The sequence below is a fragment of the Paenibacillus sp. SAF-068 genome, from assembly GCF_051967555.1.
Lineage (GTDB): Bacteria > Bacillota > Bacilli > Paenibacillales > Paenibacillaceae > Paenibacillus.
Genome location: NZ_JBQCJX010000003.1, coordinates 745,904 through 757,727, shown reverse-complemented (window position 1 = coordinate 757,727; position 11,824 = coordinate 745,904). Strand labels below are relative to the sequence as shown.

Annotated in this window: 10 protein-coding genes; 2 read left to right on the top strand and 8 right to left on the bottom strand. The window is 46.9% G+C overall.

Annotated elements, in window-relative coordinates; all coding sequences use genetic code 11:
- Position 1 precedes the first annotated feature (1 nt).
- The 4 genes from flgM to ACTHPG_RS20950 all read right to left on the bottom strand — a co-directional run bounded on the left by flgM (position 2) and on the right by ACTHPG_RS20950 (position 6,508).
- The gene (gene flgM, locus ACTHPG_RS20965; protein ID WP_440391351.1) at positions 2-286 is read right to left on the bottom strand and encodes a flagellar biosynthesis anti-sigma factor FlgM; all 285 of its coding nucleotides are present in this window, start codon (positions 284-286) and stop codon (positions 2-4) included.
- Positions 287-462: 176 nt separating this feature from the next.
- Positions 463-867, bottom strand: a complete 405-nt coding sequence (locus ACTHPG_RS20960; protein ID WP_278298061.1) for a TIGR03826 family flagellar region protein — start codon at positions 865-867, stop codon at positions 463-465.
- Positions 868-1,158: 291 nt separating this feature from the next.
- Positions 1,159-5,529 carry a fibronectin type III domain-containing protein gene (locus ACTHPG_RS20955; protein ID WP_440391350.1) on the bottom strand — a complete coding sequence of 1,457 codons (4,371 nt, stop codon included), beginning with the start codon at positions 5,527-5,529 and terminating at the stop codon, positions 1,159-1,161.
- A 316-nt stretch (positions 5,530-5,845) separates the two neighbouring features.
- Positions 5,846-6,508, bottom strand: a complete 663-nt coding sequence (locus ACTHPG_RS20950) for a ComF family protein (protein ID WP_440391349.1) — start codon at positions 6,506-6,508, stop codon at positions 5,846-5,848.
- Between ACTHPG_RS20950 and ACTHPG_RS20945 the strand changes: the two genes are divergently transcribed.
- Complete coding sequence (locus ACTHPG_RS20945; protein WP_440391347.1) at positions 6,509-6,679, top strand: hypothetical protein; 171 nt, start codon at positions 6,509-6,511, stop codon at positions 6,677-6,679.
- The gene (locus ACTHPG_RS20940) at positions 6,680-6,814 is read left to right on the top strand and encodes a hypothetical protein (RefSeq protein WP_440391346.1); all 135 of its coding nucleotides are present in this window, start codon (positions 6,680-6,682) and stop codon (positions 6,812-6,814) included. It abuts the gene before it with no gap.
- Between the two features lie 10 nt (positions 6,815-6,824).
- Here the strand turns inward: ACTHPG_RS20940 and ACTHPG_RS20935 are convergent, their stop codons facing one another.
- From ACTHPG_RS20935 to ACTHPG_RS20920, 4 genes are all read right to left on the bottom strand, one after another.
- Entirely contained in the window at positions 6,825-8,741 is a 1,917-nt protein-coding gene (locus ACTHPG_RS20935) for a helicase-related protein (protein ID WP_440391344.1), read from the bottom strand.
- 444 nt (positions 8,742-9,185) lie between these two features.
- The gene (locus ACTHPG_RS20930; RefSeq protein ID WP_440391343.1) at positions 9,186-9,563 is read right to left on the bottom strand and encodes a hypothetical protein; all 378 of its coding nucleotides are present in this window, start codon (positions 9,561-9,563) and stop codon (positions 9,186-9,188) included.
- 356 nt (positions 9,564-9,919) lie between these two features.
- Positions 9,920-10,642, bottom strand: coding sequence for a response regulator transcription factor (locus ACTHPG_RS20925; RefSeq protein ID WP_026081439.1), 723 nt, complete (start codon positions 10,640-10,642; stop codon positions 9,920-9,922).
- A 7-nt stretch (positions 10,643-10,649) separates the two neighbouring features.
- Positions 10,650-11,810, bottom strand: coding sequence for a sensor histidine kinase (locus tag ACTHPG_RS20920; protein ID WP_307541774.1), 1,161 nt, complete (start codon positions 11,808-11,810; stop codon positions 10,650-10,652).
- Positions 11,811-11,824 lie beyond the last annotated feature (14 nt).

Genomic DNA, 11,824 nt, shown 5'->3' with positions numbered 1-11,824 from the left:
CCTATTCCTTATCAAAAGACTTAAAATACGGCAGCAGCTTGTCAGCAAGCTTGCTACTGTCTACCTGATACGTTCCCGAACTGACCTGTTCTTTCAGTTCCTGTATCCGCTGAATGCGTCCTGCATCCTGTGTACGTCCTTGTTCCTCAAGCATCTTCATCGCCTCCGGAGAAATGGATACTTCGTCCTTACGGCGGCTCTTCTTGGCTTCAGCCTGCTGATTGGATTCAACGTTCCTCTGATATGAATTGATGGCGCCAATTCTACTCGGTTCATTGATTTTCATATGAACTACACTTCCTTCCACGTTAGAATTTTACCTTGATATACGTTTTTCTTACTTTATCTTTATGTTATCGAAATGATTAGGATAATAAAAAAAACCGATAATCTTTAATAAGTTTATCGGTACGTTTCAAAACATTTGTTATAGCAAAGCATGTATTTGAGCCCTCGCTCCTATTAATCGCGTAGTTTGTCGAGAGCATTGTAGGTTCGTCCGCCTATATTGCCGTTATCCTTCTGACCTACATCGCGAGCTGCACTAGCCAAGTCTTTCGTCAAACGATTACGACAAGAGTCACACATATGACCTTCACGAATCAATGTTCCGCATACTTCACAAGGATACATCATATTCGGGGCATTTTCGATGGAAATCCGTCCCTCACGGATGAACTTGGTAATGGTTTTGATCGAAACTTCTGTTGCATCAGATAGTTCCTGTATGTTGGTGCCTTTGTTTTCGCGCAAATACTCTACACAGATCTGATATTCCTGTTCCATTTCCTTAATACAATTCGAGCATACATCTCGAAAATTCAACGCATATAATTTACCACAGCGAGGACAATTACCTAGATTCATCGCTAAAACGCCCCTCTCAAACTTCCATTTCCGAATAGATAATAACTATACATTACCTTATTTTCTCTGATGAATCCATAGTCTATTTGCAAAACAAAAGAGGGGAGAAGGATGCACATATACGCAACCCTGCTCCCCAATTTTATATTCCTAATTCAGTGTTCTAATACTTAGTACAGAAGACCATACGCTTGTGTTCTGATCGTTGAATGCGCGAATGCGATATTTATGCAAACTGGACGGTAACAGATCAGAATGAACAAATGTTGCATCACTGACAGTCGCCACAATTTACCCATCGGCTTCAATTTCGTAAGACGAAGCGCCTACAGCCCCGTCCCATGTCAGAGTAACGTTTGTTCTGTCCGAAGTTCCCTTCAGTACAGGTGTAGTTAATTGAGTCATTCCCATTATCATCTCACTCCAAGCTCCCGCGCCAGAAGCATTTTTAGCACGAATACGGAAGGTATGTTCCGTATTTGGTACAAGTCCGCTCTTCGTATAAGCACCTCCACTCACGGCAACCACCGTACCATCAATCTCCAGATCATACCCGGTAGCTCCAGTTGCAGCAGTCCATCTCAGCGCGATAGCCGCTGAGGTTGCAGAGTTAACACTTAAACCTGAGACACTGGCAGGCAACGTAATTTGGGACAGTATTGCTGTCCATGCACTCACATTAGTATCGGTCAGAGCACGTATACGGTACTTATGCGTAGTCCCACCAAGTAATCCATTGTGGACATACAAGGGATCACTCACCGTAGCAACCACTAGGCCATCTGCCTCAATTTCATATATTGTTGCACCTGCAACTTCATTCCATGTCAGCGTTACTGCCGTTTCTTCAGGTACAGCTTTCAGCGTTGTTGGTACATTTAATTGAGTCGAAGCGGTTACGATCTCAGTCCAGCTACCCAAGCCAGCAGCATTCTTCGCACGAATACGGAAGGTATGATCTGTATTAGGTAGAAGACCACTTTTCGTATAAGCAGCTCCACTTACAGAAATTACAGCACCGTCAATTTCCAAATCATAAGCGGTAGCGCCTGTAACAGGGCTCCATTTCATTGAAATAGCCACAGGTGTGGCGGTATTTAGCATAAAACCGTTAACTGCAGCAGGGATGGTACTTTGTGTCAGCACTGCTGTCCATGCACTTTTGTTTTCACCTTTTAAAGCGCGAATTCTATACTTGTGTGTCGTTCCGGGCAATAAACCATCGTGTATATATACTGGCTCACTAACAATACCAACAATTGTACCATCGACCTCAACTTCATACGCGGTCATATCTTCTACATCCGACCATGATAGATTGATTGTTGTTTCTTCCGATGTTGCCTTTAATACAGGTGTATTCAAAAGAGTCATACCACTGATTAGATCACTCCAAGCACCTACTCCTGCGGCGTTCTTTGAACGAATACGGAAGGTGTGCTCAGTATTCGCAACAAGACTACTTTTCGTATAGGCTACTCCCGTTACCGGGACAATTGTGCCATCAATTTCTAAGTCATACCCCGTAGCTCCGGTCACTGCTGTCCATTTTAGAGTGATACCCACATTCGTAACAGAACTAATATTAAGTCCCGCAACTGAAGCAGGTATCGTACTTTGCGACAGCACAGCAGTCCATGCACTCGTATTGTTATCCGTTAGAGCACGTATGCGATACTTGTGCGCTGTTCCTGGTAACAATCCAACATGTGAATATGCCGGATCACTAACTGCGGCAATCACTGTACCGTCGGCTTCAACTTCATAAGTAGTAGCGTCTGCAACAGCTGCCCAAGTTAGATTAATTGCCGTTTCTTCTGATGTTGCTTTTAATACAGGTGTATTTAAAAGCGTCGTTCCACTGATCAAGTCGCTCCAAGTACCTACACCAGCGGCATTCTTTGAACGAATACGGAAAGTATGGTCTGTATTTGCTGCAAGACCGCTCTTCGTATAGGCTACTCCCGTTACTGGGACAACCGTTCCGTCAATCTCTATATCATATCCCGTCGCTCCAGTTACTGCCGTCCATTTCAATGCAATGGCTACGTTCGTCGCAGAGCTAATATTCAACCCTGTAACCGAAGCCGGTATTGTACTTTGCGTCAACACTGTTGTCCATGCACTCGCATTGATATCCGTAAGAGCACGGATTCGATACTTATGCGCAGTCCCTGGTAACAGATCAACATGTTCATACGCTGGATCACTAATTGTTGCAATTACTGCACCATCGGCTTCAATTTCATAAGTAGTAGCATCTGCAACAGCTGCCCAAGTTAGATTAATTGCCGTTTCTTCTGATGTTGCTTTTAATACGGGTGTATTCAGTAGTGTTGTTCCGCTAATTAGATCGCTCCAAGCACCTACTCCTGCGGCGTTCTTCGAACGGATACGGAAGGTATGGTCTGTATTTGCTGCAAGACCGCTCTTCGTATAGGCCACTCCCGTTACTGGGACAACGGTACCGTCGATTTCCAGGTCGTATCCCGTCGCTCCAGTTACTGCTGTCCATTTCAAGGCAATCGCCACGTTCGTCGCTGAGCTAATATTCAACCCAGTAACCGAAGTTGGTATCGTGCTTTGCGTCAACATTGTTGTCCAGGCACTTGCATTGTTATCTGTCAAAGCACGAACTCGGTACTTATGTGCCGTTCCCGGCAACAGATCGCTGTGTACAAATGTTAGTTCGCTGGATGTTGCAATAACCGTACCATCGGCTTCAATCTCGTATGTAGTCGCATCTGGTACATCCGCCCATGTCAGATTGATACTTGTTTCTTCTGAAGCTGCCTTTAATACAGGTGTATTCAACAGTGTTGTTGTGCCGAGCGGATCACTCCAATCACCCACGCCTGCAGCATTTTTCGAACGAATACGGAAAGTATGTTCTGTATTTGCTATAAGGCCGCTCTTTGTATAGGCTACGCCAGTGACAGGTACAATTGCTCCGTCAATCTCCAAATCATACCCTGTTGAACCTGTCACTGCTGTCCATTTCAGAGCAATAGCTGCATTAGTGACCGAATTTATAGTGAGATTCGAAACAGGACCGGGGAGTGTACTTTGAGACAAGATTGCAGTCCAGGCACTTGTTTTCGTATCATTCAAAGCTCGTACACGATACTTATGAAGTGTCCCTGGTGATAGATCAGTGTGTGTATAAGCGGGATCTACAACAATTCCTACGTTAACTCCATCAGCTTCAATTTCATAAGAGGTAGCTCCCTCAATTGCAGGCCATACCACAATCATCTCTTCTTGCGAAGAAATTGCTTTAAGAACAGGTGTACTTAAAAGTGTCGACACCGTTAGCATATCAGTCCACTTACCTACGCCGCCTGCATTTTTAGATCTCAATCGAAACGTGTGCTCTGTATTGGGTGCAAGACCCGTCTTGCTGTAAGTTGTACCAGAGACCGGAACAACGACCCCATCTACCTCCAGGTCATATCCACTAGAACCTTTAATTGCAGTCCAACTTAAAGAGATTTTATTGAATGTATTTTCTGTTATTTTCAAATCACTTGCTGAGTCTGGGACAACAAGTTGCGTAGCCGTTCTACTCCAATTGCTTTCATTATCTGAAGATACTGCTTTTAAAGCATAGGTATGACTGGAATTGGCCTCCAGACCAACGTGTTCGTAATTCGTTACATTACCTAAATCAATTGGGGCCTCACCATCAATCTGAAGTTGATATCCATCGGCATGATTAATTGCAGCCCACTCTATTATATTTTTCCCTTGCTCAGAACTTGTGGAGATAACAGGTTCGTTAAGCAGTGTTTTGACATTAAAGACACTACTCCATTCACTTTTTCCTATCGAATTTATAGCACGTATTTTGTATGAGTAATTTTGGTTAGGAGTGAGTACGGCATCATCCAAGCTCGTGCCATAATAAGGCCCCATTAAAATACCATCACGCTCAATTTCATACTGTACAGCTTCCTGTGCATGATCCCAGCGAATGTGAGTTGTGTTTTCAGTAGAGCTACCCGTTATATTCGAAGGCACAGAGGGTACGTTATTAATCGGTAATGGGTTTACCTCCTGCTTGGTAAAAGAAGCAGGCTCTGCTTTACGTGTATAGTACGGATTAAGTTCAGAGTAAAAATCTACAACTTCTCCCGTATCTGCGTTTACAACCAAACTCAACTGTCTCACATCATAGTCATATACATCAATTGGCGTCACTTGACCTAGCACATTATAGTTTGTGATCGTCCATTGGCCAACTTGGTTATACGGTTGTCTGTACGTCATCTCAGTAGCAATTTCACGCACTTTGCTCAGATCAATTAAAAAAGCATTATCGATCTGTCCGGCATATTTGGATGTATACGATCCAAAGCTTATGTTGGTGATATCACTTGTGAAACCCAGGACAGACTGCATTCTGGTGAACGAATATCCTGTCGATGAAATGTTGTATGATCTCGCCCAACTCAGTTTAACTGATTTTTGGTTCACCTCTAATTGGCCGTTGTTGTTGGTCAACACATATTGGTAATCATTGCTTGATGAGACTATCCCGCTTCCTACTGCTGCATGTGCCCGGTTCCCCCCGTACACGCCAAACTGTCCGAATACCAGCATGAATACTAGTAGACGGACAGTCCATAAATAAAATCCGTTTTTTCTTTTTCCTGCGACCACTTGTGTTCTCCCCTTCAAAAGATATGTTGTGCCACTCCCTATGCTGTCACCTCTATGAACGGCAAAACTATCTATTCTGCGCGAGAAAACCAATTCCTCTTTTTTACATGTAAAAAAATTCTTGTTACACTTTCATTTATAATTTCATCAAACAATTATATTTCACACGGTAAACATGGAAAGGTGAACCACACATATATACCAACGATTAATAAAAGAACATATTTTCCTGTCTACTATTAATCATAAAGTATGGATCATCCACCTAAAGTGACTGAAGGATGCTGGGCAATCATTCATTATTCAGGATTCATTTCTAGGATCTTGCCAGTGTCAACGTGTAAATCTCGACTGGAATCCCCATGGAATAACCAGCATTTAGGATAACCCCGCCACAAGCGTCCAAGGTGCTACCTGTTGTGTATATGTCATCGATCAGCAGGATCTGTATGGGTTTGACATGTGACATGCCCTTTTGTGTTGTCAGATGAGATTCCCTGTATAGTGCTTTAATTAACTGTATGCCTTCGGGGTTGATGGAAAAAGCGTTCTTCATCGTTTCAATACGCTCACCGCGTGATTTGAAACTTTGTTTGGTGGTGTTGATCTGGCGCTGCAACAGATCAACGATAGGTAGGCGGCAAGCGGTGGCAAGCCCAGCAGCCAGCCGCTCCGCCTGATTGAAGCCGCGCTCGGCCAGGCGCTCGCTGCTCACCGGAACATAGGTGACCGCGTCAGGCTGCCATTGCGGCTTCGTTTGTTGAGCAGGCGTGGCGAGGTGAGCCACGGGGGCTAGGGGTTCTTTTGCCAACGTAGAAATGTGTTCCTCGCTCATCGCTTGAAATGCTTGAATCAACAGCGCGGTTAAGAGCGGCGCGTATCTTTCATGACCCCTGAATTTGTACATGCCTATCCATTCTTTCATAAGAGGGTTGTACTGTACGGCGCTGCGGTTGAGGATAAAAGAACGGTTTTGCATATGTGGACGAGAACAGTCCGGGCATCCTACGCCACGACCACAACGCAGGCAGCGGATGGAACGAATCCATGGAATCTGTTGCACACAGCGTGGGCATATACCTGGATAGATTGGAGACAGGATCGCGCGAGTGCCACATGTCAGACAAGTCGCTCCCGGTGGGGCGAGTAGATGATGAAGGCGCTGGGTAAGATGCTGCGCTTGGTCGGTGATGTTGCTGAGCCAGTTGAACATAATGGTGTAAACCTCCAATCTGGTCTGGAGAATCTAATGGTATGTAGGAAATATACGCTGTGTGTACTTTGAAATATGGATGCTAATTCATATATTTAGGCAGATCACAATTTGTCTGGGATGGCGGATGCAGGTAGCCTTTGCGACGAGCGATCGTGTTCATTTTCCGAATTTGTGCAACGGCCTTCACCTGTGAACGTGTCCGACGAGATGATGCGAAAACCACTCTACCCGCCGGGTCGTCCTTGGAACGCCCTGCTCTGCCCGCCATCTGAACCAGTGAAGCTTCATCAAAGAGACCATTGTCTGCATCCAATATAAATACATCGCTGCGCGGAATGGTCACGCCACGCTCCAGAATTGTGGTGGTTACGAGCAGACGAATTGTGCGTTCACGAAAAGCTGTAACTTTGCTAGCCCGATCGGGGTCCTGAGATGAAGTTCCTTCGATATGGATTCCGGGAAAAGTATGACGCATCAGATTCACAAACGCCTCAATCTGGGCAATGCGTGTCACAAACACAAATACCTGGGCGTCACGCTTCAATGAAATTTGGATGTTAGTTTTCAAAGCAGAAGGAAGATTTCGTTTCCTAATACATTCAGCAACGGTAACCATCTTGATCAATCTTGGCACAGGCAAAGGATGACGGTGGAAACGTACTGGCACTTTGGCATGAGTGAGTTTTCCTTGCGCTGCTTCCCTCTGTAGCCGAGCTGGTGGTGTAGCAGACAAATAGACGAAATTGCCATCCGGTTTACAGGAAGAGGCAGCCGCGTGAGCGAGCATGGGATCGTTATGGTACGGGAAGGCATCCAGTTCATCGATGATCACGAGGTCAAACCCCTGATAAAAACGCATCAGTTGATGTGTGGTCGCGAGCGTCAGTTGAGCGTCTTTCCAACGTTCGTCACTGCCTCCGTAAAGGGTAGCGAGCGAGGTGTCCGGAAAGGCTTTGGCCAGACGCGGAGCAAGTTCCAGTACCACATCCCTGCGCGGCGTAGCGACCAACGCTCGTCCACCACAATCCAATGTATGTTGGAGTAGAGGGAATATCATCTCGGTCTTGCCGGCCCCGGTCACGGCCCACAGCAAGAACCGCCCCGGCCCATCCCCTGCGGGTGGCCGGGCCAAAAACGCAAGCGCCGCGGCTGCTGCCGCGCTCTGCGCTGCGCTAAGCCCCCACCGGGCGATCCTGCCGCCGGTGGGGGCCATGGCCGTGCCACGCGGTGCTTCGCCGCGCCGTGGCACGGCCCCGTGCGCTGCACTGCGTAGCAGCAGCGCACAAGCACGGCTGCGCCCTAGCGCGAGGCATGCCTCGCAGTAGGCGCACGCCGCCAGGCCGCAGGCAGCGCAGGGCACGCGCTGCCTGGCTTCGCTGCCACAACGGTGGCAGCGGGGCGCGCTCCGCGCGCGTCCAAGCCATGCGTGCCGACGGCGCGTGGCAGGCCCTTCGAGGGCGGCTGTGATACTCAGCCGCCCGTGCAAGCGCGCGAGCTGCGCAGCCGCGCGCCACTCCCTTGGCGGCTGGGCGGTATCCGCCAGCAACGCCTCCGCTTCGGCCGCCAGTAATTGGCGGCCGCTGATCCGCTCAGCCAGCAGGGCCGCGTCCCGCTCCAGCTGAGCCCACTGCCCGGCGGGATACGGCTCTGACATCCCGCCTACCTGAATGCGACGCGCAGCGACACTCCCCGCTTTGCCCGCTGTACCTTTTCTCGCCTCAACTTCCCCCGAGGCCAGTTCATATACATCCAGCTTCCGCGCAAAATAACTCTGCCATTCGCACTGGCCCCACTGATCCATGCCTCGCTCCATCTCAAAATGTTCAACCAACCAGGATGCCTGACTTAACGGCAACGCCTGATCTAACAGCAACCAGCGCAGCACATGTCGCCCACTTCCTCCCTCTAGCCACCAGGCCACGTCCACACGAATATCGAGTGATAACACCATGCTCCACCCGTCCCCTGCACGGCACACATATAAGGCAACCTTCATTAACTCTCCTCCCCTATCGTAATTTTTCCGAACGCAAAAAAAGCACATGCTAACCCGGCTGTTCGCCGGCGCATGTGCTTCATGTCCATATTCCATCTTCTTATGATCAATCTACTTATCACTATACCAATTGAATCTTCACAGCACAAGGTTAGTCACGCATCATAAAATTCTTCTAATAACCAGAATCTTTCTATAAAATTGCGAAACTTTTTCCAATCTCTATCGTCTATACTTTTAAATTAAGAGTTCTGACTTCGAAAATCTTATTTCCATGATCAGAAACTCCTCAAACCCAGGCAATAACCATAGATTGCATAAAAACCCATTTTTAATTTAAAAGCAGACTTGGCTACAATTACAAAAAAAGACTACAGCTTCTGCTGTAATCTTTTCACTGTAGATCTGTGAAATGTTAATCCCATTTTCCGTTCACATGATGATTTATTGCTCAGACTCACGCAAATCAATCAGCCGAAAAGTGTGATCGGTCTTTGCTATCCGTTCAATATCAGCAGGGACAGCAGACAGATAAGATGTCTCCAGACCTTGCCTTTGCATAAGTCTTTCAATAATCGTAATCGTTTCCGCTTCTGTACGATCAGCAACAACGGTTAATCTGAAGCTCTTTCCACGGTATAACAATTCCCGGCAAAGCGCTCTTACAATGCCTTCGATCCGCCCTGCCTGATTGGAAGGGATGAGCAGGATCTGCTCGAAACCTTCAGGTTCCGGACGGGAAAGATGGCGCTGGTGCATGGCATGAACGGCCATTGCCGCCAGGAAGTATATGAGCAGAATCATAGTCAGATGAGCAACCATGGCAACTGCACCTCCTCGGAAGGTCATGCTCACCCATGGCGAACATCCCTGTATACGACAGTATATGCCGTACTTCCTGAAGGGTTACACTTGCACTTCCCATCACTCATATTCCACGCTGATCGACACCGGACGAAGAAAGACAGGCCAGGTCATTCATTCACGCCTAAGCTTGAACATATGTTCCGCATAACCTTACGCTTTGCTCATGTGCAGTGATAAAGTCCATTAACCCGCAGACCAATCCAACATTCTGGAGAGGGCGCGAGTGAACACCAATCTATACTTCGTCAAGGTTGAATCATCCAATGGACTGACTTACCGTTAAAATACTGCTTTACTCAAAACATAAGGTATTAGAGCGTAACCCAACCATATTTGATCGAATTGATAACCGCTTGTGTACGGTCGTCCACTTCCATCTTCTGCAGAATACTGCTGACATGGTTTTTTACTGTTTTTTCACTGATGAACAGGAATTCACCAATCATTTTGTTGCTCTTGCCTTCTGCCATTAAGCGAAGCACTTCAGCCTCACGACGTGTGAGCGGGTTATTGTCGCCAGCGACAAATTTAACGCCTGCTTCCTTCGAAGCTCCTTCACTCATTGCCCCTGTTTCATTAAGATACGTCATACGACGCAGCTGCATGATCAGTTTGCCAGTCACTTTCGGGTGAATGAATGCATGTCCTTCATGCACGGAACGAATCGCATTGATCAGAGACTCGGCCTCCATATCCTTCAGCAAGTATCCGTTAGCCCCTTTACGAAGCGTCTCAAACACATAACTTTCATCATCATGAATGGACAGGATAATCACTTTGACATCAGGGAACAGCTCACGCAACTTCTCCGTTGCTTCAACCCCGTTTTCAATCGGCATGTTGATATCCATCAATACGATATCAGGTTTATCCTGATTGCAGAATTCGAGCACTTGAATACCATCGCCGCATTCGCCGATGACCTCAATGTCGTCCTCCATATTTAAAATGCGTTTCAGTCCCTCACGGAACAGCTGATGATCATCAGCCAAAAGAACTTTAATTGATGCTTTACCAGTATCACGGTTTTCCATCATCCTGCTACTCCTTTCCCTTATCCACGTTTGTCGGGATATGAATCACTATTTTGGTTCCTTGATTTTCTCCGGATTCAATCTCTATTCTTCCTTCTAACAGTTCAACCCGTTCTCTCATCCCAATCAGACCGAAGTGGGTATGATCCTTGCTTTTCTTTGCAAGAAGCTCCGGTTTGAACCCAAGCCCATTGTCCTGAACGACAATTTTGACGAGCTGAGCCTGGTATGTAATCTCCACTACAACATAAGTGGGATAAGCATGCTTTGCAGCATTTGATAGCCCTTCCTGCACAAGGCGGTAGATCGCAGCCTCCATCGCGGAAGATAAACGGTGTTCTTTACCTCGTGTTTCAAAAAGCGACCGGATTTTCGTTTTTACCTCAAAATCCTGCACGTACTTCCGAAGCGTTGGAATCAGTCCCAGATCATCCAGTGCCATAGGACGCAGATTGAAAATAACTTTTCTCATTTCTTCAAGACTGGAACGAACCTGGCCTTTCAAATCTACTATTTCGGCCTGGACCATCTTAAAATCCTGCTTAATGAGCATTCTTTCTACAATTTCCGTCCTAAGCACTAGATTGGCAAGCATCTGCGCAGGCCCGTCATGAATCTCACGAGCAATACGTTTCCGCTCTTCTTCCTGGGCCAAAATTATTTTCAAACCAATCATTTGTCGATTTTTGGCAGATTCGATGATCCGGGTCACTTGACCCAGTTCACCTGACAGGTATTCGAGTACAACACCCATCTGCGAACCGATAGTCTCGGCACGCTCCACAGATGCTTCCACATTTTTGGCACGCTTCTGCAGATCATCCCGACGGGCCTTCAGATACATTTCCTTCTCACGATAAATCATCAGATCCAGCTGCAGCTGTGTTGCTTTCTCGTACGCCTGCTTGATATCATGCTCGGAATAACGGACAAAGTCGCGGCTAACCTCCGTCAGCCGGATCCGGGAACGGCGGTAGTTCAGCTCCAATTGATCTACTTTCTCGATCGTTTCCGCCGTCTCCTTCAATACCGACTTTAACTCCTCGTTGAGTGTTTTGAGCTCATCGCGAGTCGAGTCCATAATTTCGAACATTTGATATTTGCTGTTTTCCATGACTTGTATGGCGTTTTTAATGACGCGGTCTATGGCATCGGCTTGTAAATCCACGTTTGTTCGACTCC